Origin of the sequence: Nocardia sp. NPDC056000, assembly GCF_042269265.1 — a bacterium.
Classification (GTDB): domain Bacteria; phylum Actinomycetota; class Actinomycetes; order Mycobacteriales; family Mycobacteriaceae; genus Nocardia.
The window spans coordinates 346,775-368,035 of the sequence record NZ_JBHJXS010000006.1; the positions used below are offsets into that span (position 1 = coordinate 346,775).

Consider the following 21,261-nt stretch of genomic DNA (forward strand, 5'->3'; position numbering starts at 1 on the left):
CACAGGGAGACTACCAGTGCCGATATGGGTGATTTCGGGTGATTCGGCTCGCGCGGAGCTACTGCGGTGGGTTCCCATGCTTGCGGATCGGCAGTCCGACTTGCTTGCGCCGCAGCATCGCCAGTCCGCGTATGAGGGCGATTCTGGTGTCGGCGGGATCGATGACATCGTCGACGAGTCCGCGTTCGGCGGCGTAGTACGGGTGCATGAGTTCGGTGCGATATTCCTTGACGCGCTGCTGCCGCAGGGCTTCCGGATCGTCGGCGGCGGCGATCTCGCGGCGGAAGATCACATTGGCGGTGGCCTCGGCACCCATCACCGCGATCTCGTTGGTCGGCCACGCCAATGCCAGATCGGAGCCGATGGATCGGGAATCCATGACGATGTACGCCCCGCCGTACGCCTTGCGCATAACCACCGAAATCCGCGGCACCGTCGCATTGCAGTACGCGTACAGCAGTTTCGCGCCGTGGCGGATGATGCCGTGGTGTTCCTGATCGACCCCGGGCAGGAATCCGGGCACATCGAGCAGGGTGACGATCGGGATATTGAACGCGTCGCACATCTGCACGAAGCGCGCGGCCTTCTCCGAGGCGGCGATATCGAGCACGCCCGCCAGCACGATCGGCTGGTTCGCGACGATCCCCACGAGCTGCCCGTCCAGGTGCGCGAAGATGCACAGGATATTGGCGGCCCAGTTCTCGTGGACCTCGAAGAAGTCCCCGTCGTCGACGATCTCCTCGACCACGGTGCGCATATCGTAGGGCCGGTTGCCGTCGGCGGGCACGATGTCGTAGACGCGTTCGCAGCGCCGATCCGGCTGGTCCGGGGTGTCGGCGACGGGGGCCGGATCGCGATTGTTGGCGGGCAGGATGGCCAGCAGGTATCGCACATCGTGCAGGCATCCGGCTTCGTCGTCGTAGGCGAAATGCGCGACCCCGGAGGTGTCGGCGTGCACATCCGCCCCGCCGAGTCCGTTCATGGTGACCTGTTCCCCGGTGACGGCGGCGATCACATCGGGCCCGGTGATGAACATCTGCGAGGTCTCGCGCACCATGAAGATGAAGTCGGTGAGCGCGGGGCTGTAGGCCGCGCCGCCCGCGCACGGCCCCAGGATCACGCTGATCTGCGGGATCACCCCGGAGGCCGCGACATTGCGCTGGAAGATCCCGCCGAATCCGGCGAGCGCGGTGACGCCCTCCTGAATGCGTGCTCCCGCACCGTCATTCAGTCCGACCAGGGGCGCACCGGCGGCCAGCGCCAGATCCATGATCTTGTGGATTTTCTGCGCGTGCGCCTCGCCGACCGCCCCGCCCATGATCCGGAAGTCCTGCGCGTAGACGAAGACGGTGCGGCCGAAGACGGTGCCCCAGCCGGTGACCACGCCATCGGTATGGGGTTTGCGGTTCTCCAATCCGAAGCCGGTGGCGCGATGTTTGCGCAATGCGTCGACCTCGTGAAATGACCCCTCGTCCAATAGGATCGAGATGCGCTCGCGGGCGGTGAGCTTACCTTTGGCGTGCTGGGCCGCGGTGGCGGCCGTATCCGGCCAATCCAGCACGCGTCGTTTGATATCGGCCAGTTCCGCTGTGGCTCTGCGCATTCGATACCCCTTTTATCTGGTGGATGCCTGAAAGCGATCGATGCGATCGAAGGCCGGTACGAAAACCGGTGCGCCCGCGACCAATTCGGCGGTCTGGATGCCGGAGCTGACCACGGTGAGCACCCCGCCGCCGGGCTGGGTCCAATGCCCGGAGAAGAAGAGTCCGTCGACGGGCCCGCGATGCGGCATCCGATCGGTCGAGCTCTGGTCCGGGGTGTGCGCCCAGCCGTAGATCGCGCCCTGCTGATTGAGCGTGTAGCGCTCCATGGTTCGCGGTGTTCCGGCTTCGGCGAAGTCGATATGCCCGCCGATCCCGGGTATCACCTGCTCGAGTTTCTCCAGCATGAGCTGCTCATAGCGCGGCTTGTGCGCCCGCCACGAGTCCACCGCGTCGTAGGCGATGAGCGTGGACAGTGTCACCAGGTGTTTGGCCCGCCCGCGCAGCAGTGATGAATCACTCAGTGTCGGAACGGTTACCGCGAGCGCGGGCACCTCACCGGCATTCATGCGGTCGTAGACGATGTCGTGATCCCAGTGGTCGTACAGGAAGGTTTCGTGCGCGACGTCAATCTCCTCGAGCGGTAGATCGGTGGCCAGGAACACCACCGCCGCCGAGAGCGATGGGCGCATATCCCGCAGTCGCTTCGTATATTCCTGTCCCACAACGGCTTCACCGATCAGCTCGTCGCAGGTCTGGAGCGGATCGGCATTGGAGATGACGGTCTGCGCGCGAATGCGCTGCCCATTGTCGAGGACGACCCCGGTGACGCGGTCGTTCTCGACGGTGATGCGCCGCACCGAGGTCTTCAGCAGCGTCTCACCACCGGCGGTGGTCAGACTCGAGGCGATGCCGTCGACCAGATTCTGGAAACTGCCGACGCAGTAGTAGACGCCCAGATCCACATAGTTCATCAGCATCGGAGCCCAGGTGTCGAAGGCCGCCGAACTGGGCGGCACACCGAGATACGGCCACAGCGTGCCCAGCAGCGCCTTCAATTTCGGATCGCGCAAATGCTGATCGAAGACCTCTCCGACGGTCCGATGCCGGTATTCGTGCAGCAGCGGCAGCCCGGCCGCGAGCAGATCCTCGGACGGCAGATCCGGTGGCGTCCGCATCACCTCGCGGGCCAGCTGTGTCGAAAGCCGTTGCAGGCGGCGCAGTCCCAGCTTCTCCTCCGGAAAGAGCCGGGTGTGGACGTCGAGAAACTCGGGCCCGGTGGGGATGTCGACGCTGGTGCCGGGAAACATGGCCCGGTACAGCGAATCCAGCTGCCGGAACTCACACCGATCGGCGACCCCGAGGTAATCCAGCAGCAGCGGCAGCATGCTCGGAAATCCGCTCTCACCGTGTTCGGCACCGGCGATCAAATGCACCGCCGAATCGAAGATCTGCCGTTTATGCGTGAACGAGTGCGCATAACCGCCGAGCCGGTTGTGCCGTTCCACCACCAGCACGCTGCGCCCGGTCTGCGCGAGCAGCGCCGCGGCGGTCAGGCCGCCCAGCCCGCTGCCGATGACCACGACGTCATAGCTGTCCTGTGCGGCATCCACCAGAATCGTCATCGCGGGCTCTTCTCTGCTGTCCAGGTCAACGCCATTCCGGCGTAAATCCAACGGCTGGTTTCGATTCCGAGCAGCAGCACCTTGTCACCCGGGCGAATGCGCCCGTGCTGCCAGGCGTCGTCGAGTGCGATGGGCACCGCCGCCGAGCCGGTCGCGCCCACGTCGGAGAGGTTCTCCATGATCTTGGATTGCACGGTTTTCCACTGTTCGGCGGACATGCCCGCGGATTCGAGTTCGGCGGTGAAGTAGGGCGCGTTGCCTTCGGGCAGTACGCATCCGGTGATCTCGTCGATGGTCAGATCGCTCGCCCGCAGCAGGGCGTCGAGGGCTTCCACGAAGACGGTCGGCCCGAATTTCTCGGACTGCACGACATCGAGGTTCAATCGCACCATCTGCCGTGCGGCCAGCTGTTCGGCGATCGGTGCGTGCGTACCGCCGCCGACGATGTGCATACCGGGCTGGCGATCACCGCCGATGCAGGCATTCACGCTGCCGTGCAATCGATCCGGGCCGTCACCGGATGTCAGCACGACCGCGCCCGCACCATCGCCGAAGTTGTAGAACGAGATTCGATCCCGCAACCGCACGGCCTCGGGATCGCCGCTGCGCAGATACGGGAACAGCAGCGGTGAGATGATCTCGCTGCCGATCACCACCGCATTGGCGTACCGCCCGGATTCCAGCATGCGCCAGGCGATATCGAGCGCCTGCACCGCGCCCGCGCAGCCCGAGCGCACCTCGACCACCGCGCAGCGCGTCAGCCCGAGTCGCGCCTGCACGAATGTGACCTGCGCGGGCAGATGGTATTCCGGGCTGGAGGTCGACATGACCAGCAGTTCGACATCCCCGGGTTCGATCCCGACGCGGTCGAGCGCCTGCCGCGCGGCCGCCTCCGCCATCTCCCCATTGCTGACCAGATGGTGGCCGGAGATCGGATCGATGGCCCAGTGCCTGCGCTGCACCTGCAAACCCTCGAGCACCTCGGGCGGCAGGGTTCCGCACAGCCCCGCCATATCGTCGTTCGTGAGCGGTGCGCCCGGCAGATACGCGCCCGTGCTGGCGATCGTCACCACGATGTACTCCTGTCGTCGGCGGTGCGCACCGGGGTCAGCACCACGCTGATATGGGTGCCGCCCGGCGAGGAACTGTTGATCAGCACGGGCTTGTCGAGCGGCTGTTCGGCCGCGAGCGCGATGGCCAGGTGCGCGCCCGCGCCGACCGGTTCGCCCAGCCACCGCTTCGGTGTTTCGACGAACGGTTCGGTGCTGTCGAAAACCCTTCCGATGGCGGCGAATTCGGCGGTGTCGAAGGCTTCGATCCCGGCCGCGTTGGATTGGATGCGCGTGACCTGCGCCGCGGTCAGCCCGGCATGCGTCAGCGCGGCCCGCATGGCGCGTTCGAAACCGCCTCCGTCCGTATCGAATTCGCCGATGCCGCGACCGTCGGAGGCCATACCGAATCCGGCGAATTCCGCGCGCGGCACCGCACCGCGCGCCAGCGCCTTCGAAAGCGGTTCCAGCACAATGCCGTATCCGCCCTCGGTGGGAATGTATTCGGGTGACCGCGCGAACGCGGGCAGGCGTCCGTACGCGGTTTGCGCCGCGGCGCAGAAGGTATCGACGGCGGGCACCACGATGGCATCAGCGGTTCCTCGGCGCAGCAGATCGCGCGCGACGCACAGCGCGGCCGCACCCGCGGCGTGCGCGGCGGTGAGCGTGGAAGTCACGCCGGTGAGCCCGAGTTTCATGGCGACCTGTCCGGCGGCGGCGTTGTAGACGGTGTTCGGGAACACCGCCGGATTGGCGCTCTCCGGCCCGGAGTCGACCAGCGGCACCACGAATTCCTCGATGCTGGCGAGCGGTCCGAGCCCGGTGCCCAGCACCACGCCGATGCGCGGTGCGGGCCGCTCCGCCCCGGCCAGTCCGGCATCGGCGAGCGCCATGGCGGAGGCCATGATGGCATACCTGCCGAGCCGGTCGACGCGACGCCGTTCCCGCGGCGGCAGTTCCCATTCGGGGTTGCCGAGCAGTGCCGCGAACCGTTCGGGCCTGCGGTCCGCGGCCGAGTAGTCGCGGTAGGCGGTGTGCAGTCCTGCGATGGTGTTCCAGTCCGGGCCGAGCGCGGCCAATCCGGTGATGACGATCGGTTCATCGGCCGGTGCCGGAATATCGATCCGGCCGGGCAGTCCGAACAGGATGCTGGCGTTGGCCCCGGCGAACGCGAAGTTGTTGGACAGCGCGGCCGCGGTGTCGAGGGGCCGCGAGCCGCCGGGCACCACATCGATGGCGCAGTGCGGATCGGCCTCCAGGAATCCGGCCGTGGGCGGCGCGGTTTGCTCCCGCAGCGCCTGTACGGTCACGATGCTCTCGACCGCGCCCGCCGCACCGAGCAGATGCCCGATCATCGATTTGGTACTGCTCAACAGGGTTTTCGAGGTGCCATCGCCGAAAGCCGTTCGGACCGCCGCGACTTCGGCCGGATCATTCTTGGGCGTTCCGGTGCCGTGCCCGTTCACATACCCGACGTGTTCGGGCCGCACACCGCCCGAGGCGAGTGCCGCGACAATGGCACGCGCCGCCCCCGCGCCTTCGGGATGCGGTGCGGTGGCGTGATATCCGTCCGCCGACAGCCCGTAGCCGAGCACCTCGGCCAGCACCGGCGCATCGTGCGCCGCCGCGATCTCCGCCCGGGTGAGCACCAACATGCCACTGCCCTCGCCGAGCGAAAGACCATCGCGCCCTTTCGAATACGGCGCGGCCGGATTGGGCGACAGTGATTCCAGGCTGTTGAATCCCGCGAACGTCACCCCCGACAGCGAATCGCTCCCGCCCACCAGCAGCGCGTCGGCATGCCCGTCGCGCAGCAGTTCCACCGCGTGCGCGATGGCGTGCGCACCGGAGGCGCAGGCGGTGTTCACCGACAGCACCGGCCCGCCGAATCCGAAGGCCGCGCCGATCACCTCGGCGATGGTTTGCGGTGATACCAGCAGCAGCTGTTCGAACGGTGCGGGCTGCCCGCTCGCCTCGGCGCGCAATGCCTGTTCCCCACTGACCAATCCACCGTTGCAGGTCGCGAACACCACGCCCCAGCGCTGCGGCGGCACGAGCTTCGCGAGTCCGCTGGCGGTCAGCGCCTCCTCGGCGGCGACCAGCGCGAAATCCAGCGACGGCTCCCGCACGACATCGGAAATCCCGGCGTACGAGGGCTTTACCTCCTCGGGCACCTCCCCCGCGAGCTTGGTCCGGTATCCGGCCATGGGCAGTCCGGCTACCGGGCGAATGGCGACCGCACCGGCTCGCGCACCCTCCCACAGCGGTTGCAGGCCGATGCCGAAGGCGGTGACGGCCCCCATTCCGCTCACGACTATGCGGTCGATGGTTTTCGACATGAGTTCCTCCGGGTCTACGAGATGGGGCGCAGCGCGAGCGCCACCTGCTGACCGGCCAGCCCGCGGGCCAGCGCCAGCGCGCCGGTGAGCGTGGCGGCCGGGCGCGCGGATTTGGGCACCCAGTCCAGATCGCAGTCCGGATCCGGGGTTTCCAGGTGCAGCGTCGGCGGCACGATCGCGTGATGCAGGGTGAGCGCGGCGACGGCGATATTGAGCGCACCGGCCGCGCCGACCAGATGCCCGGTCTGCGGTTTCACGCTGCTGGCCAGCACGGTGTCGGCGGTGGACCCCAATGCCGTTCGGATGCCCCGGGTTTCGGTGACATCGCCGAGCCGGGTGGCGCAGCCGTGCGCGGCGATGTACCCGACCTGATCGACCGGCATGGCGGCATCGTCGAGCGCCCGGGTGATGGCCGCGGCCAGCGCCCGCCCGTGCGGTTCGGGGGTGAGCGCCTGCCGGTCGTTGGTCAGGCCCGAGCCCGCGATCTCGGCGTAGCAGCGCGCACCGCGCGCGAGTGCGGCGTCCCGGCGTTCCAGAATGAGGAAGGCCGCGCCGTCGCCGAGCACCGAACCGGAGCGATCCCGGTCGAAGGGCCGGAAAGCCGAGGGGCCGAGATCATTTCGATCCGACAGCACCCCGATGGTGTCCATATGCGACATCGGCCACCACGAGGTCGGATCGTCGAATCCGCCCGCGACCGCGATATCGGCCTCACCGCGCCGCAGTGCCCGCGCGGCCCGGGCGACGGCATTGGCTCCCGCCTCCGCGGTGCCGTGGAAATAGGCGTTCGGCCCACGGACCCCGAACATCTGGGACAGGAAGAACAGCACGGCGGGCTGCAAACCCTCGACGTAGAACAGTGGCGGGAACACCGAGGAGGCGACCTCGCCGAGTTTGCGGAAGTCGGCCCGGCCGTCCGCACCGCGCACCGCCAGCGCGCCCTCGACCACGCCTTCGGGGCGGCACAGTTCCTTGTTGCCGCCCGCGAACACCCCGGTGCGCGCCGGATCCAGCTCGGCCACGTCGAGTCCCGCGTCTCGTAGCGCGAGCAACGCTGCCGCAGCGGCGATTTCATCGACCGGGGCCATGAAGCGGCGAGCCTTGCGCTCCAGGTAAGTACGAACATCGAAGTCCCGCAACTGCGCGGCCTGGCGCGTGTGCAGTGATGCGGGGTCATAGGTCGCGATCGGCCCGATTCCGGTGCGGCCCTCGATGAGTCCCTGCCAGGTCGGTTCCTGGCCCTCGCCCAGGGCGGTGATCAGTCCGATACCGGTGACGACTACCCCGTTCATACCGGCACCACCGCCTCGACCGGGCTCAGGCGCAGCGACCGGCAGGTGGCGACCACCCGATCACCGACCTTGGCCTGCACCTTGAACGTGCCGGGCGCGGTGGTCAGCGTCGCCTCGATGATGACACGATCCCCCGGCTGCACGAAGTGCCGGAAGCGCACCACCCCGGCCTCACTCGCCTGCCAGGCCGGACCGGGTTCGCCGACAACGTATTTCGCGGTCTCGATCATGCTGTCGAGCAGCAGCACCCCCGGCAGCACCGGGAAGCGCGGAAAGTGGCTGTCGAAAATGGCCAGGGTGGCCGGGATATTGCGGACCGTCACCGCACGCTGTCCGGGTTCGACGAGCAGCACCCCGTCCAGGATCGGTTCCCATGCCGGATTCATTCGTGCTCCTGTGGCTTGGCGACGACCAGGCAGGTGTTGGTGCCGCCGAATGCGAAGGCGTTCACCAGCACCGCACCGACCTCGCGATGGGCGGCGATATTGGGCACGTAGTCCAGATCGAGCTTGGGATCGGGCCGATCGAGGTTGATGGTCGGCGGCACGATCGAGGTACGCAGCGCGCCGACCGCGGCCAGCACATTGAGCGAGGCCGCCGCCGAAGTCAGGTGCCCGGTCATGGATTTCGGCGAACTGACCGCCAACCGCGCGGCGCTGTCGCCGAATACGGATTTGATGGCGATGGTTTCGGAGAGATCGTTACCGGGCGTCCCGGTCCCGTGCGCGACCACGTAATCGATATCGGCGGGCGCGATTCCGGCATCGTCGAGCGCGCCGGTCATGGCGCTGATCGCACCGCCGCCGTCCGGTGGCGAATCGGTGATGCGGTACGCGTTCAAGGTCGAGGCGTAGCCGCGCAATTCGGCGAGGACGGTCGCGCCGCGATCCTGCGCCGCCTCCCACTCCTCGAGCACCACCATGACCGCGCCCTCACCGATCACGAATCCCGAGCGATCGGCTTCGAAAGGGCGGGAAGCCTTTTCGGGCCGATCGTTGTAGTCGACGGTGAGCGCGCCCAGCAGTCCGAAGCCGAGCACATCCATCCAGCTGGTCAGTGTGTCGGTGCCGCCCGCGACCATGGCGAGGGCGTCACCGTCCTGAATGGCCCGGAACGCCTCACCGATGGCGTGTCCCGAGCCCGCGCAGGCGGTGCTGACGCTGATCATCGGCCCGGCCGCGTCTGCCGCGACCGCGAGCGCGGACAGGGTGATATTGGCATTGCGGTACAGCACATCTCGCGGCGCGTGCCGATAGATCTCGGTGGCCCCGGTCTGATCGCGCAGGTACGCGACATCGACGACGGTCTGCAATTCCGGGCGGCCGACACTGGCTCCCACCGCTATGCCGATCCGCTCGGGCGCATAGGTGCCCGGGCCGATCCCGGCCTGCGCCAGGGCCTCACGGGTGGCGGCGATGCCGTACCGTCCCGCGTCGGGCAGTCGTCGATCCCGCAGGTCCGTACAGCGGAAGTCCTTGACCTGTCCCCCGATTCGCGCCGGATAGGTGGACGCGTCGAAGGTGGTGAGCGGGCCGACGCCGCTGCGCCCGGCGGCCAGACCCGCCCAGGTCTCGACGGCAGTATTGCCCAGCGGCGTCACCGCGCCGATACCGGTGATCGCGACCCGCCTCACAGCGCACCCCCGAGCAGCTGTTCCCCGTGCAGGCGAACCCGTTCGGGGTCATCGAGTTTGCCGGTGTCGATGAGCGCGCACATCACCCCGGTGGCGGTCAGCACCCGCCGCTCCCCGACGGTGACGGTGCCGTCCAGCACCGCGACCTCATCGGAATTCGAGATGACCGTGCCGTCGATGGTGAGCACATCGCCGCTGTACACCTCGGATTCGAATTCGACGTGCTCGATGCTCAGCAGCGCCGCTCGCCGGGCGTAGTCGCTGCTGAGCATGACCAGCCAGGCCCCCGCCTGGCAGAGTGCCTCCAGCACAAGGGGTTTCGGCATGACCGGTCCGTCCGGTCCCACACGCCAGAACTCCTCGGCCGCCGAGGTGAGTTTGCGCGCCCGGATCTCGGTATGCGGTGTCCAGGATTCGATGCGGTCTACCAGGTGGAATCGCATACAGTCCTCACAGCTTGGGGCGGCCGAGGCCGAGCGCGGCGCCCGCGCCGCCGTCGACTCGCACCAGCGAACCGGTCATATACGCCGCACCCGGTCCGGCCAGGAAGGCGACCACCTCGGCCACCTGTTCCGGACTCGCGAACTCGCGCACGGGAATCTGCTGTTTGATCGAGCGCCCGCCGTCCTTGGCCAGCAGGCCGCCGACCAGTTCGGTCGGGGTGAAGCCCGGCAGGGCCGCGTTCACCCGGACGCCGAATCGCGCGAGTTCCAGTGCGCTGCACCGGGTGAACGCGTTGATGGCGGCCTTGGAGGCGGCGTAGTTGGATTCGCCGATCCAGCCCGCCTCCCCCATCACCGAGGAGACATTCACGATCGCGCCCGCGCGCTGACCCATGAAATGCGCCATGGCGGCCTTGGTGCAGTTGAAGGTGCCGCCGAAATTGGTGCGCATGACCTCGACCCAATCCGCTTCCGCGAGATTGAAAATCAGTCCGTCCCTGGCGATTCCGGCATTGTTCACCAGAATGTCGAGCCCGCCGAGTTCGGTGACGGTGCGCTCGACCAGGGTCTGCGCCTGCTCCGGCTCGGCGACATCCGCGCCCAGGGCAATGGCTTTCCCACCGCGCGCGTCGATTTCGCGCACCACATCCTCGGCTTGGGCGCTCCCGGAGCGATAGTTCACCGCGACCCGGGCACCGGCGGCGGCCAGGCGCAATGCCACCGCCCGCCCGATCCCCCGCGACCCACCGGTGACGAGCGCGACCCGACCGTCGAGTTCGGCAGCCATATCAGGCCGCATTCTCGGCGGCCTTGGCCTTGCCGATCACAATGTCGACCAGGTTCTGCACGGTCAGCAGCGACATGATCCGCTCGGCGGGCAGCTTGCCGGCCAGCGCCTCGACATCGATCTGCGGCATCACCTTGGCCAACTGGGCCAGGCCGGCCGCGGTGACGATCTCGTTCTCATCGCCGAATTCCTCATCCGGGATACCGCCCTGGATGGCGTCACCGATATCGGAGGCCTGCACCTTGATGCCGCTCTTGCGCTCGACGCGGAACAGAATGTCGAGCAGGTCGATGGACTCGGCGCCGAGCTCATCGATGAGGGTCGACTCCAGGGTTACCTCGCTGTCGTCGAGCCCGAGGGCGGCGGCCACGGCTTCGATAACGGTGGAATTGATTTCGGACATGAGGGACTCCTCGTGAAGTGGTGAAACTGTTATTCGTGAAGCGGTGGTTCAGGAGGCGATCGCGCGAGCGTTCTCCAGCGCCGCGAGCACCGCGGCGAGGTTCTTGGGATTGCCGGTGCCGAGCGTTTGGGCTTCGGGCGCAATGCGTTTGGCGAAACCGGTGAGCGCACGACCCGGGCCGATCTCCACCAGCGTGGTGCTGCCGCCATTGAGCGCGGCGCGAACCGTGCGGACCCACTGCACACTGCCGCTGAGCTGGCGGCGCAAGAGGATTCGCGCCTCCGCGCCCGAGCGCAGGGGTGCGGCGGTGACCGAACTGATGACCGTCATGCGGGGATCGGCGAAGGGCTGGCGATCCAGCTCGGCACCGAAGTCTGCGGCGATGGCGTCCATCAGCGAACAGTGAAAGGGCGCACCGACTTTGAGGCGGACGCACTTCTCGGCCCCGGCGGCCAGCGCGGCGGTCTCGACCTCGGCGATGGCGGTCGCGGTGCCGGAGATCACGGTCTGTTCGGGCTCGTTGTAGTTCGCGACCTCCGCGCCCGGGGCCTGTTCGCACAGTTCCTCGACCCGCTCGGCCGACAACCCGATGATCGCCAGCATGGCTCCCGGCACGCTCTCCCCGACCTGCGCCATGAGTTCGCCACGGCGCGCGACCAGCAGTAGTGCCTGCTCATAGGTCAGCACCCCCGCCGCGGCCAGCGCCGCGAACTCACCGAGGCTGTGCCCGGCCACCGCCGCGGGCTCGAAGCCCCTGGCGCGCAGTACATCCCAGATGGCCAGGCTGGTGGCGACCACGGCGGGCTGGGTGATATCGGTGCGCTGCAACTCCTCCTCGCTGCCGGTGCTGCACAGCTGCGAGATCGGCTGCTCCAGTACGGCATCCGCCGTCGCGAAGACGGCCGCCGCCTCATGATGATCGGCGCGCAAGGCGGTCGCCATCCCCGGACGCTGTGATCCCTGACCTGGGAACATGCCCAGAATCGGGCCCTCGAGCTCAATACCCATCGCTCGTGATCTCCTCTCCAGAGCGCCTGGAACTGAGCATGCCGGGCGGTACTGTGCCGCCCACTGGATCGCGTGCCGGGCGGTCCACTTGCAGTTCACTGGGCGGACCACTGACCGTGACCGAATTCAAGACAACCTCGAGATGCCCGGCCAGCTGCGGTGGCCAGGCTGGCACCCGACATCGCACTACACATTGCCGGGAGGCGCAGATGGTAGGGACACAGGCCCGCCGAGTCCTGATCGCCGGGGGCGGGATCGGCGGTCTGGCCGCCGCACTGGCGTTGCAGCACAGGGGATTCGACCCGATCGTGTTCGAACGCTCCGAAACGCTGCGGGACGGCGGGGCCGGATTGCATATCTGGACCAATGGCACCCTGATCCTGGACCAGCTCGGCGTCGCCGACGAGGTGCTGAAAATCGCTCCGGCACAGGAGATCTGTCGATTCGCATCGTCACGTGGCGAAGTGTTCGGGGCCTGGGACGTCGGATCGTTCACCGCGAAGTACGGGCGGCCGACCATCGCCGTGGAGCGATCGGTCCTGCACCGAGCCTTGCGAGAGGCGCTGAGCGGCAATGTTGTTCGAACCGGTGCGGAGGTGGTGTCGTTCGAGCAGAACGACACCGGCGTGACCGTGCGCCTCGCGGACGGCAGCACCGACACCGGCGATGTGCTCATCGGCGCGGACGGCATCAACAGTGCGGTCCGCATCGGGCTGCACGGTGCCGAAAAGCCGCGCTACAACGGCTATATCGCCTGGCGCGGCAAAGCGGCGCTCACCCACGACCTGATTCCCCCGGGCACCTTCCACGCGCTCTTCGGGCCCGGTACCCGCTTCACCTACTACGACGTCGCCCCCGGCGTCGTGCACTGGATGAGCGTGGCCAATGGTCCGGCGGGCGGGGCGAACGAACCGGATATGAAGGCGCTGCTCGCCGAACGCCATCGCGGCTGGGTCGACCCCGTGAGCGAAATCCTCGCCGCCACACCGGAGTCGGACATCATTCGCAGTGACGTCTACGACCGGCGGCCCAGTAAGAAGCGCTGGGGACGGGATCGGGTGACCCTGCTCGGCGATGCCGCGCACCCCATCACCTTCAATATCGGGCAGGGGGCGTGCCAGGCCCTCGAAGACGCCATGATCCTGGCCGATGAACTCGCCGCCACCCCCGATGTGCCATCGGCCCTGCGGCTCTACGAACAGCAGCGCATCCCGCGCACCGCCGGAATGCAGCGCACCGCCTGGCTCATCGGGCAGATGGGCGCGGTGGAGAATCCGGCCCTCATCCAGCTGCGCCAGCTCGTCATGCGCCTGGCCTGGCCGAAATTCGCGTTCACTGCTGCCGAACGCGACCAGATCTCCTATGCCGCACGGTGGGCCACCGTGCCGACCGCCCCGTGACCGCGAACCACCCTGTGAATTCGGAAGGAAACCCCATGACCGAGCCGGCCACCGATCCCTATTTCTTCGGCGCCTTCGCCGACAAATGGTGGAGCGAAGACTCGAATATGAAGAACCTGGCCTCTTTTCAGGGCCCGCGGTTCGCGTACTTCGACAAGTTCGTCGACAGCTGGACCGGTAAGAAGGTCCTGGACGTGGGCTGCGCGGGCGGCTTCACGACCGAATTCCTCAGTGCGCGTGGCGCTCTGGTGAGCGGGCTCGACCCCTCCCCCAATCTCATCGCCGTCGCGCGGGCGCACGCCGAGGAGACCGGCAAGACCATCGACTATCAGGTCGGCGTCGGTGAGCACCTGCCCTACGCGGACGGGGCGTTCGACATCGTCACCTGTGTGGATGTGCTCGAGCATGTGACCGATCCGGCGCAGACCGTGCGCGAGATCGCGCGCGTGCTGGCTCCCGGCGGAATCTTCCTGTACGACACCATCAATCGGACGCCGGTCTCGTACTTCATGATGATCGTGATGCCGGAGTACGTGATGAAGATCGTCCCCAAGGGCGCACACGCGTACAAGGACTTCATCAAGCCGAGCGAGATGCGCGGCTACCTGTCCGGCGCGGGCCTCACCCAGCTGGACAAGATGCGCGGGCTCACCATTCTGGGCCAGCGCAAGGACGGCAGCCTGATGACCTGGCAGGGCCTGGACAGCACCTCGACGTACATGAACGTCGCCAAGAAGTAGAAACGCGTGGGGACGTCCCGTACGGGACGTCCCCACGACTTCAGGCTTTCCGTACCAGCGACTCCGAGACCTCCCACAGTTCGCGGGCCTTCTCGGTGTCATGCGATTCGGGTGCGCTGGGCACCTTGTCGCGGCCGGTGAAGTAGCTGCCGGTCACCTCCGCCATTTCGGGGGCGGTGGCCAGCCAGGCCAGATCGTCCGCGGACTGCGAGAGCGGACGGGCGACCGGCATCATCAGCCGGATGATCGGGGTCATCAGCTGGAAGCCCCGGCGCATCAGCATCGGATAGTTCCGGGACAGCCGGGTTTCCGGCATCAACCCCGGATCGAAGGCATTGGCGGTGATACCGCGATCCGCCACCCGCCGCGCCAGCTCATAGGTGAAGTAGACATTGGCCAGCTTGGAGGTCGAATAGCGCACCCGGCCACCGCGATTCGACGCGGTCCGGCGCTGCACCTCGACGTCGGCGAGCTCACCGGGCGTGGTCCACTCGGGCGCGGGGAAGCCGCCCGATTTCGCCGGACCCTGATGCACGTCACTGGACACCACCAGGATGCGAGCGCCCGATGCCAGCGTCCCGATCACCTCGTCGATGAGCTGGAAATGCCCGAGATGGTTCGACGCGAACGTCATCTCGAACCCGTCGGCGGATTCCTGCACCCCGTCCACGATCTGCAATCCGGCATTGCAGATGATCGCCGCGGGCGGCACCGCGAGCGATTTCAACTGCCGCGCCGCATGCCGCACCGAGTCGATCGAGGCCAGATCGATGATCACGATCTCCACCTCGGCCGTGGGCACGGCGGTCAGGATCTGCTGTTTCGCCGCCGCCGCGCGACCCTCGTCCCGGCAGCCGAGAATGACCGGGATCCCCTTGCCCGCAAGGATTGTCGCGGTCGCCAGACCCAGACCGGAACTCGCCCCGGTGATGACGATCGGCGCGCTCATGCCTTGTCCTGCCGCTCGCGGGTCAACCAGGTCTCGGTGTACTCGGCGATCTGGGTCACCTCATTACCCACATCGGTGGCGATATTGCCCTCGATCGCCTTGCCCAGCACCGGAACCCGCACATCCACCGTGCCGTCGAAATCCAGCGTCGATCGCGCACCGGCGTCCTTGAGCACGAATTTCGCGGCCAGCGTGATGGGCATACCGGCGATATCGGCCACCATCTCCGCATGCGCGATGCCATCGGCGAGCGGACCCCAGGACTCGGTCACCTCCAGCCGCACCGAATCCGGAATCAGCTTGGCGACCTGCGCGGGCATCCGCCCGACCGGCGCGGGCTTGGATACCACGATTTTGGTGGTGTCGCCGGTCACCTCGAAGGACACCAATTCCGCTCCCGCACCGTCCAATTCGGCGACCCGGTCCACCCAGTACTGCCGGGTGGTGACCGCGCGATGCACCTCGGCCGCCGACTGCGCGTACTCCTCGACGCGACTCACCTTGCGTGTCATAGCGTTCCACCTGTCCGCGGAGTCGAGCTCTTGGACGAGCTCCATTTGAATTTCAGGCCGAGCGCGCGGCGCATATTCTCGTCGAAGCCGATGGACCAGCGCTCGGTGATCAGCCCGGCGTCGACCCGGAACACGACCAGCGCGTTGAAGCTGACCTGCTGCCCGGTCGCCGGAATATTGAGGACCTCCCCCAAATGTGTTCCGGACCAAGTGTTATGGCACGCGACGAGGCCATTATGCGCGCTCATCTCATGGGTCTGCACGGTGAGATCGGGCAGTACCGTCCGCATCAGGCCGATCGAGGCGTGCGCACCCTCCGGCCCGCGTTCGGGCGCACCCGGGAACGCCTGGTGGTCAACGTATTTCGGGGAGTAGATCTCATACGCGACATCGAGTTTGCCCTGGCTGGCCATCTCGTCGAATACGCGGCGTATCAGCGCCTTGTCCGCCTCTGACATCAAGATCTCCTGACTGCGGTTCATCGGTTTCCTGCGCCCGAGGATCACACCGCGGCATTGGACGAAACCTTGAACTCACCTTGACTCGAGTGGACCTCGAGGCGGCGCACCAGTAACCGCGGCAATTGTTTTCGCATGCGAAGCATCACCACCACAGTTCTCGCCGCCGCACTGCTGGCGACCCCGGCGCTGCTCGCGCCGAGCGCCCAGGCCGAGCCCGACCGCACGGTCCACGTCTTCGAGAAGATGACCTCGTTGGAGATCAACGGGATGACCGGCACGTACTCCTACACCATCCACGACACCCCGGATGGACCGGTCATCGGGCAGACCACCGGATACTGCACCGTCTTCTTCCAGGATCCGGGCACCAAGGAGATGTACTCGTACTGCGATGACACCATGAGCTTCCACGGCGGCACGCTGCACTCCTTCGGCGTGATCAATATGACCACCGCCTACGCGGGCGTGCCGATCACGCTGGGCGTGAACGGCACCGGCGGAGAGTTCGGGAATCGGCTCGGCACCCGCTACTGGGTGGCCAAGTCCGAACCGAGCGCGGATTCGCGCTCGCAGATATTCACCGCGACGTCGGATTTCACCTTCATGTCCTGAGGTCCGAACCTCAGCACAGTTGCGCGTCGAACAGCGGCGCCAGTGAGGCGAGCATGAACTTCTCGCCCTGCCGCGCACCCCCGGCCACCCGGCCGCTCATCGTCAAGGAGACGAAACCGTGCAGATACGCCCACATGGTGTGCACGGCCGCGGCCGGATCACGCAGGCGTTTGCCCTGATCGGTGGCGATGGATTGCAGCACCGCGTGGAACACGGTGAACCCGCGCTCCACCTCCGGCGGCATCTCCGCCCCGTCGAACGAGACCCCGGCCTGTCCGTTCATGGCCTGATACAGCTCGGGCGCGGCGAACGCGAAATTCCAGAACGCCGAGCCCACCGCGGTGAGGCGGCGTTCGACGGGTTCGCTCATGGTCGCCTCGATGCGGTCCGCGATATCCCGGAAGCCGACGCACATCACCTCCGAGACCAGCGCGTCCTTACCGGAGAAGTACTGGTAGATGACCGGCGAGGTGTATTCGATGCGGTCGGCGATGCGCCGGATGGTGACCGCCTGCCAACCCTGCTCGGCCGCGATGCTGCGGGCCGTGTCGAGCAACAGGTTTCGCATGTACTCGCGCTCGCGTTCGCGTCGCCGTCCGCTGGGGCTGCTCGCAGGGGCCTTGACCTCTCGCTCCACGGATCCTCCTTTCATTGACAACAGCATACTGACAACGGTTGACTGTCTATCAGTGATAGATGTTCAATGGTCGATAGCTCAGCTACTACTGATCGAACGACAGGAAGCGCACCATGTTCACTCGGTTAGGTCTCTTCATCGTTCGGCGAACGAGGTTGGTCCTGGTGCTTTCCGGGATCATCGCCGTGGCCGCAATGGCACTGGCCGGCACCGCGTTCTCGAAACTGGAGACCGGCGGATTCGCCCCCGACAACGCGGAATCGACGCACGCCCAACAGCTCATCGATCAGCACCTGGACGGCAATCCGAACCTGCTGCTGTTGATCGAGGCCAAATCCGGCAAGGTCGACGATCCCGCCGTCGCGGCCGCCGCCGACCGGGTCACGACCGCGCTGAAGCAGCGCTCCGAAGTGCGAAACATCGTGTCCTACTGGACAACCGGCACTCCGGCGCTCAAATCACAGGACGGCCGCTACGGACTGATCTCCGCCTTCGTCAGCGGTGACGAGACCGCCAGCGCCAAAACCGTTGCCGCCGTGGTGAAGGACGACCTCGGCAAGGCGGGCGATGCGGTGACGGTGCGGGCCGCCGGTGCGCTCGCGGTCAACAACGACATCAACACCGCGGTGATGAAGGGCCTGGTGCTGGCCGAATCCATCGCGCTGCCACTGACTCTCATCCTATTGCTCGCCATCTTCGGCAGTGTCATGTCGGCGGTGCTGCCACTACTCATCGCACTGCTGGCCATCGCGGGCACCTTCGCCGAACTGTCCCTGCTCGCCGAGGTGACACCGGTGAGCATCTTCGCCACCAACCTCATCACCGCCATGGCGCTCGGCCTGGCCATCGACTACGCGCTGCTGACGGTGAGCCGCTTCCGCGAAGAGCTCGCCCGCGGCACGTCCACACCGGACGCGGTGGTCCATACCGTCCGAACCGCCGGGCGCACCATCGTTTTCAGCGCGGTCACCGTCGCGGTCGCGCTCTCCGCGGTGCTGGTCTTCCAGTCCACCTTCCTGCGTTCGCTGGCTCTGGCCGGTATCGGGGTCACGGTCATCGCGGCCGCGGCGGGCACGATTCTGCTGCCCGCACTGCTCGCGGTGCTCGGCCCGCGTATCGACGCCGGTCGAATTCCTTTCGTGCACAGCGCGAGTGCGCAGGAATCGCGGACCTGGGGCCGGCTGGCCGCGGCCGTCATGCGCCGTCCGGTCGCCACCGCCATTCCGGTGCTGGCGATCCTGCTGCTGGCCGCCGCGCCGGTGCTGCGCATCGAATTCGCCACCGTCGACGATCGCTCACTGCCCACCACCACCGACAGCCGCGTCGCACTCGATGTGCTGCGCACCCAGTTCGGCGGCGACAGCACCGCGACCATCGACGCGGTCACCACCGATCAGGTCTCGGTGGTGGCGATCGACGACTACGCCAGGAAACTCTCACTGCTGCCCGGCGTGGCCCGAGTCGACAGTCCCGCAGGGGTTTTCGTCTCCGGACAACCCGCGGGACAGGCGCAGCGCCAGCTCGCCACGCCCACCGCGCAGCAGGTGGTCGTGACACCGAACGCCGATATCCACCCCGAATCCGGCACCGCACAGGATCTGGTGCGAACTGTCCGGGCCACTTCCACCCCGGACGGCGCGCATTTCCTGGTCGGCGGCACCACCGCCACCCTGGTCGACACCAAACACGCCATCGGCACCCGGTTGCCGTGGGCACTGCTGCTGCTGGTCGTGACCACCTTCGTGGTGCTGTTCCTGTTCACCGGCAGCGTGATTCAGCCACTGCGGGCGCTGCTGCTGAACGCGCTCGGACTGTCCGCCACCTTCGGTGTGATGATCCTGATCTTCCAGCAGGGCCACGGCGCCGGACTGCTCGGCATCACGCCGCGACCGCTGGACATGTCGATGCCGGTGTTGTTGCTGTGCATAGCATTCGGGCTCTCGATGGACTATGAGGTATTCCTCATCAGCCGCATCAAGGAACTGCACGATGCCGGGGCGAGCACCCGCGAGGCGGTGGTCGAGGGACTCGGGCGCACGGGCCGCATCATCTCGGCGGCGGCGGTGCTGATCGCGATCAGCTTCTTCGCCTTCGCGCTCAGTCCGGTGAGTTTCGCGAAGTTCTTCGGCATCGCCGCGGGGCTCGCGGTGGTGCTCGATGCCACCGTGATGCGCGGAATTCTGGTTCCGGTCACCTTCCGGCTGCTGGGTGAGCGGGCCTGGTACGCACCGGGACCGCTGAAGCGGCTTCACCAGCGCATCGGCGTCCGGGAATCGGATGCGGACGAGTTGCCCGCGGCACAGCCCGAAGAGTCGGCGTCCGCCCCGGCAACACTGACGGGAAGTTAACAGGTTTACCTGAAACCCAAGGTAGACAAGCTATTTCGAGCTCCCTCCCGGCGCAGCGCACAAGATCACGACCGGACACGATCGGCTATCAGTGATAGGATCGCTAACGGTTGAGATCAGCGGCGACTCGACTGCGCTGGGGGGGATCTTCAATATTGGCTTGTTATGTTGGGGGCAGTATGGAATTTCAACTTCTCGGTTCACTGGACCTATATGCGGGACGTGCTCCGATTAGCCTCGGTCCACCGAAACAACGAGCAGTGCTCCTTCCACTCCTTTTGGAGCCCAATACACCGATCGGCTTCGACACATTGGTCGAACGGGTATGGGATGAATCACCGCCTTCGGATGTTCGCAATGTCGTCTATACGTATGTCACCCGACTGCGGCGCATTCTCGAGAAAGCGAACGAAGGCTGTAATTCCGCGAATGACGTCAGAATCGTCCGCCAGAACGGCGGATATCTGCTGGATATCTCTCCGCACTGTATCGACCTGCACCGGTTTTATGCGCTGATGAGTGAGGCCCGGCAGGAGAACAACCCTCGCACCAGGGCTTTCCTGCAGAAATCAGCACTGAATCTGTGGCAGGGATGCCCGATCGCGAATATCTCCGGGAGCTGGGCGACCCGGGTCCGGGAATGGCTCGACCGGGAACGACTCGATGCCATGACCGATTGGGCCGAAACGGAAATAATGATCGGTAACTCGAGTGCGGTGATCACCGAACTCCGCCGCGAGATGGCGAATAATCCACACTCCGAGCTCGTGATAGAGAAACTCTTGCAAGCCCTCATGCAAACCGGGCGCACGGTGGAGGCGCTCGAACTGTATGGGACAGCTCGCGGGCGCATTGTGGAAATGATGGGCGCGGAACCCGGGCCGCGGCTCCGGGAAATTCATCGCACCCTGCTGGCCTCGGATAGTTTCGATCTGCGCGAAATTTCCTGAGGGCGGAACCGTGGCCATCGGAATCAAGATTCCGTCAAGTGTTCCGGCCAGTCATCGGTGACAGTCTTGGTGCGCATATTCGACGGCGTGCCACAGCGCACACGAGATTAAGGCTGGATGGATGGCCAACGGGAAAACAGTCTTGCGTCAGGTGGTTCGCAGCACCGCCTGGGCTCAAGGCGCCGCACGCGTGGCGATCGGCAGCGGCATGCTGCTCAACCCCGCGGAGACGGTCAAATCGTGGTCGGGCGAGTACGACGAGAAGATGTCCTCGTTGCCGTCCCGGGCGTTTGGGGCCCGGGACCTGGTGCTCGGCGCCGGCACCCTGTTCTCGCTGTACCGGGGTCATCCGGTGCGGCACTGGTTCGTACTGAGCGTGGGACTCGAGCTCATCGACGCCTCGGTCACGCTCAACAAGCGTCGCATCACCGGCAATTCCGGTGCCCCCGACACCTGGGAACTCCTCACTGCCGCAGGTCTTTTCGGTGGCCTCCTGGTCGCCGGCCTGCTCGACGACTGAAGATTTGGAGCG

Annotated in this window: 21 protein-coding genes; 6 read left to right on the forward strand and 15 right to left on the reverse strand. The window is 66.5% G+C overall.

Going from position 1 to position 21,261, the window contains the following annotated elements:
• Nucleotides 1–58: 58 nt before the first annotated feature.
• The 11 genes from ACFC4D_RS20165 to fabD are packed head-to-tail and all read right to left on the reverse strand — an operon-like array spanning nt 59 to nt 12,120.
• A complete protein-coding gene (locus ACFC4D_RS20165; protein WP_376065285.1) occupies nt 59–1,603 on the reverse strand; it encodes an acyl-CoA carboxylase subunit beta in 1,545 nt (514 codons plus the stop codon).
• Nucleotides 1,604–1,615: 12 nt separating this feature from the next.
• Entirely contained in the window at nt 1,616–3,166 is a 1,551-nt protein-coding gene (locus ACFC4D_RS20170) for a phytoene desaturase family protein (RefSeq protein ID WP_376065286.1), read from the reverse strand.
• Nucleotides 3,163–4,239, reverse strand: a complete 1,077-nt coding sequence (locus ACFC4D_RS20175) for a 3-oxoacyl-ACP synthase III family protein (protein WP_376065288.1) — start codon at nt 4,237–4,239, stop codon at nt 3,163–3,165. The genes ACFC4D_RS20170 and ACFC4D_RS20175 overlap by 4 nt, the downstream gene beginning before the upstream one ends.
• On the reverse strand, nt 4,233–6,554 hold the full coding sequence (locus tag ACFC4D_RS20180) for a beta-ketoacyl synthase N-terminal-like domain-containing protein (RefSeq protein ID WP_376065290.1): 2,322 nt from the start codon (nt 6,552–6,554) through the stop codon (nt 4,233–4,235). Before ACFC4D_RS20180 ends, ACFC4D_RS20175 begins: the two co-directional genes overlap by 7 nt.
• 14 nt (nt 6,555–6,568) lie before the next feature.
• The gene (locus ACFC4D_RS20185) at nt 6,569–7,846 is read right to left on the reverse strand and encodes a beta-ketoacyl-[acyl-carrier-protein] synthase family protein (RefSeq protein WP_376065292.1); all 1,278 of its coding nucleotides are present in this window, start codon (nt 7,844–7,846) and stop codon (nt 6,569–6,571) included.
• Complete coding sequence (locus tag ACFC4D_RS20190; RefSeq protein ID WP_376065295.1) at nt 7,843–8,232, reverse strand: 3-hydroxyacyl-ACP dehydratase FabZ family protein; 390 nt, start codon at nt 8,230–8,232, stop codon at nt 7,843–7,845. Before ACFC4D_RS20190 ends, ACFC4D_RS20185 begins: the two co-directional genes overlap by 4 nt.
• Nucleotides 8,229–9,479, reverse strand: a complete 1,251-nt coding sequence (locus ACFC4D_RS20195) for a beta-ketoacyl-[acyl-carrier-protein] synthase family protein (RefSeq protein ID WP_376065297.1) — start codon at nt 9,477–9,479, stop codon at nt 8,229–8,231. The genes ACFC4D_RS20190 and ACFC4D_RS20195 overlap by 4 nt, the downstream gene beginning before the upstream one ends.
• A complete protein-coding gene (locus ACFC4D_RS20200; RefSeq protein ID WP_376065300.1) occupies nt 9,476–9,922 on the reverse strand; it encodes a hypothetical protein in 447 nt (148 codons plus the stop codon). Before ACFC4D_RS20200 ends, ACFC4D_RS20195 begins: the two co-directional genes overlap by 4 nt.
• Nucleotides 9,923–9,929: 7 nt before the next feature.
• Nucleotides 9,930–10,709 carry a 3-oxoacyl-ACP reductase FabG gene (gene fabG / locus ACFC4D_RS20205; protein ID WP_376065302.1) on the reverse strand — a complete coding sequence of 260 codons (780 nt, stop codon included), beginning with the start codon at nt 10,707–10,709 and terminating at the stop codon, nt 9,930–9,932.
• Between the two features lies 1 nt (nt 10,710).
• Nucleotides 10,711–11,112: a phosphopantetheine-binding protein gene (locus tag ACFC4D_RS20210; RefSeq protein ID WP_364643814.1), complete on the reverse strand. Its 402-nt coding sequence runs from the start codon at nt 11,110–11,112 to the stop codon at nt 10,711–10,713.
• 48 nt (nt 11,113–11,160) lie between these two features.
• Nucleotides 11,161–12,120, reverse strand: coding sequence for an ACP S-malonyltransferase (gene fabD / locus ACFC4D_RS20215; protein WP_376065305.1), 960 nt, complete (start codon nt 12,118–12,120; stop codon nt 11,161–11,163).
• A gap of 209 nt (nt 12,121–12,329) precedes the next feature.
• Between fabD and ACFC4D_RS20220 the strand changes: the two genes are divergently transcribed.
• Together ACFC4D_RS20220 and ubiG are read left to right on the forward strand one after the other, a co-directional pair.
• Nucleotides 12,330–13,520, forward strand: coding sequence for an FAD-dependent monooxygenase (locus ACFC4D_RS20220; protein ID WP_376065307.1), 1,191 nt, complete (start codon nt 12,330–12,332; stop codon nt 13,518–13,520).
• A gap of 35 nt (nt 13,521–13,555) precedes the next feature.
• Nucleotides 13,556–14,260, forward strand: coding sequence for a bifunctional 2-polyprenyl-6-hydroxyphenol methylase/3-demethylubiquinol 3-O-methyltransferase UbiG (gene ubiG, locus ACFC4D_RS20225; RefSeq protein ID WP_376065308.1), 705 nt, complete (start codon nt 13,556–13,558; stop codon nt 14,258–14,260).
• 40 nt (nt 14,261–14,300) lie between these two features.
• Here the strand turns inward: ubiG and ACFC4D_RS20230 are convergent, their stop codons facing one another.
• Genes ACFC4D_RS20230 through ACFC4D_RS20240 form a run of 3 tightly spaced genes read right to left on the reverse strand, consistent with a single transcriptional unit; the run spans nt 14,301 to nt 16,179 of the window.
• Nucleotides 14,301–15,209, reverse strand: coding sequence for an SDR family NAD(P)-dependent oxidoreductase (locus tag ACFC4D_RS20230; protein WP_376065311.1), 909 nt, complete (start codon nt 15,207–15,209; stop codon nt 14,301–14,303).
• Entirely contained in the window at nt 15,206–15,721 is a 516-nt protein-coding gene (locus tag ACFC4D_RS20235) for a DUF2505 domain-containing protein (protein ID WP_375968124.1), read from the reverse strand. The genes ACFC4D_RS20230 and ACFC4D_RS20235 overlap by 4 nt, the downstream gene beginning before the upstream one ends.
• Nucleotides 15,718–16,179 carry an ester cyclase gene (locus ACFC4D_RS20240; RefSeq protein ID WP_375968125.1) on the reverse strand — a complete coding sequence of 154 codons (462 nt, stop codon included), beginning with the start codon at nt 16,177–16,179 and terminating at the stop codon, nt 15,718–15,720. The genes ACFC4D_RS20235 and ACFC4D_RS20240 overlap by 4 nt, the downstream gene beginning before the upstream one ends.
• 135 nt (nt 16,180–16,314) lie before the next feature.
• Between ACFC4D_RS20240 and ACFC4D_RS20245 the strand changes: the two genes are divergently transcribed.
• Nucleotides 16,315–16,794, forward strand: coding sequence for a hypothetical protein (locus ACFC4D_RS20245; RefSeq protein ID WP_375968126.1), 480 nt, complete (start codon nt 16,315–16,317; stop codon nt 16,792–16,794).
• 10 nt (nt 16,795–16,804) lie between these two features.
• On the opposite strand, the gene ACFC4D_RS20250 is transcribed toward ACFC4D_RS20245, so the two are convergent.
• Nucleotides 16,805–17,446 carry a TetR/AcrR family transcriptional regulator gene (locus ACFC4D_RS20250; RefSeq protein ID WP_375968127.1) on the reverse strand — a complete coding sequence of 214 codons (642 nt, stop codon included), beginning with the start codon at nt 17,444–17,446 and terminating at the stop codon, nt 16,805–16,807.
• 149 nt (nt 17,447–17,595) lie between these two features.
• On the opposite strand from ACFC4D_RS20250, the gene ACFC4D_RS20255 reads away from it, so the two are divergent.
• The 3 genes from ACFC4D_RS20255 (at nt 17,596) to ACFC4D_RS20265 (ending at nt 21,249) form a co-directional block, all read left to right on the forward strand.
• Nucleotides 17,596–19,779, forward strand: a complete 2,184-nt coding sequence (locus tag ACFC4D_RS20255) for an MMPL family transporter (protein WP_376065314.1) — start codon at nt 17,596–17,598, stop codon at nt 19,777–19,779.
• Between the two features lie 179 nt (nt 19,780–19,958).
• Nucleotides 19,959–20,729, forward strand: coding sequence for a BTAD domain-containing putative transcriptional regulator (locus ACFC4D_RS20260; protein WP_375968129.1), 771 nt, complete (start codon nt 19,959–19,961; stop codon nt 20,727–20,729).
• 121 nt (nt 20,730–20,850) lie between these two features.
• Nucleotides 20,851–21,249, forward strand: coding sequence for a hypothetical protein (locus ACFC4D_RS20265; RefSeq protein ID WP_364643847.1), 399 nt, complete (start codon nt 20,851–20,853; stop codon nt 21,247–21,249).
• Nucleotides 21,250–21,261 lie beyond the last annotated feature (12 nt).

What these genes read in the sequence shown, in the direction of transcription:
- ACFC4D_RS20165 (WP_376065285.1), bottom strand. Translation starts at nt 1,603, where the DNA reads ATGCGCAGAGCCACAGCGGAACTGGCCGATATCAAACGACGCGTGCTG.
- ACFC4D_RS20170 (WP_376065286.1), bottom strand. Translation starts at nt 3,166, where the DNA reads ATGACGATTCTGGTGGATGCCGCACAGGACAGCTATGACGTCGTGGTC.
- ACFC4D_RS20180 (WP_376065290.1), bottom strand. Translation starts at nt 6,554, where the DNA reads ATGTCGAAAACCATCGACCGCATAGTCGTGAGCGGAATGGGGGCCGTC.
- ACFC4D_RS20185 (WP_376065292.1), bottom strand. Translation starts at nt 7,846, where the DNA reads ATGAACGGGGTAGTCGTCACCGGTATCGGACTGATCACCGCCCTGGGC.
- ACFC4D_RS20190 (WP_376065295.1), bottom strand. Translation starts at nt 8,232, where the DNA reads ATGAATCCGGCATGGGAACCGATCCTGGACGGGGTGCTGCTCGTCGAA.
- ACFC4D_RS20200 (WP_376065300.1), bottom strand. Translation starts at nt 9,922, where the DNA reads ATGCGATTCCACCTGGTAGACCGCATCGAATCCTGGACACCGCATACC.
- fabG (WP_376065302.1), bottom strand. Translation starts at nt 10,709, where the DNA reads ATGGCTGCCGAACTCGACGGTCGGGTCGCGCTCGTCACCGGTGGGTCG.
- ACFC4D_RS20210 (WP_364643814.1), bottom strand. Translation starts at nt 11,112, where the DNA reads ATGTCCGAAATCAATTCCACCGTTATCGAAGCCGTGGCCGCCGCCCTC.
- fabD (WP_376065305.1), bottom strand. Translation starts at nt 12,120, where the DNA reads ATGGGTATTGAGCTCGAGGGCCCGATTCTGGGCATGTTCCCAGGTCAG.
- ACFC4D_RS20220 (WP_376065307.1), top strand. Translation starts at nt 12,330, where the DNA reads ATGGTAGGGACACAGGCCCGCCGAGTCCTGATCGCCGGGGGCGGGATC.
- ubiG (WP_376065308.1), top strand. Translation starts at nt 13,556, where the DNA reads ATGACCGAGCCGGCCACCGATCCCTATTTCTTCGGCGCCTTCGCCGAC.
- ACFC4D_RS20230 (WP_376065311.1), bottom strand. Translation starts at nt 15,209, where the DNA reads ATGAGCGCGCCGATCGTCATCACCGGGGCGAGTTCCGGTCTGGGTCTG.
- ACFC4D_RS20235 (WP_375968124.1), bottom strand. Translation starts at nt 15,721, where the DNA reads ATGACACGCAAGGTGAGTCGCGTCGAGGAGTACGCGCAGTCGGCGGCC.
- ACFC4D_RS20240 (WP_375968125.1), bottom strand. Translation starts at nt 16,179, where the DNA reads ATGTCAGAGGCGGACAAGGCGCTGATACGCCGCGTATTCGACGAGATG.
- ACFC4D_RS20245 (WP_375968126.1), top strand. Translation starts at nt 16,315, where the DNA reads ATGCGAAGCATCACCACCACAGTTCTCGCCGCCGCACTGCTGGCGACC.
- ACFC4D_RS20250 (WP_375968127.1), bottom strand. Translation starts at nt 17,446, where the DNA reads ATGAAAGGAGGATCCGTGGAGCGAGAGGTCAAGGCCCCTGCGAGCAGC.
- ACFC4D_RS20260 (WP_375968129.1), top strand. Translation starts at nt 19,959, where the DNA reads ATGGAATTTCAACTTCTCGGTTCACTGGACCTATATGCGGGACGTGCT.
- ACFC4D_RS20265 (WP_364643847.1), top strand. Translation starts at nt 20,851, where the DNA reads ATGGCCAACGGGAAAACAGTCTTGCGTCAGGTGGTTCGCAGCACCGCC.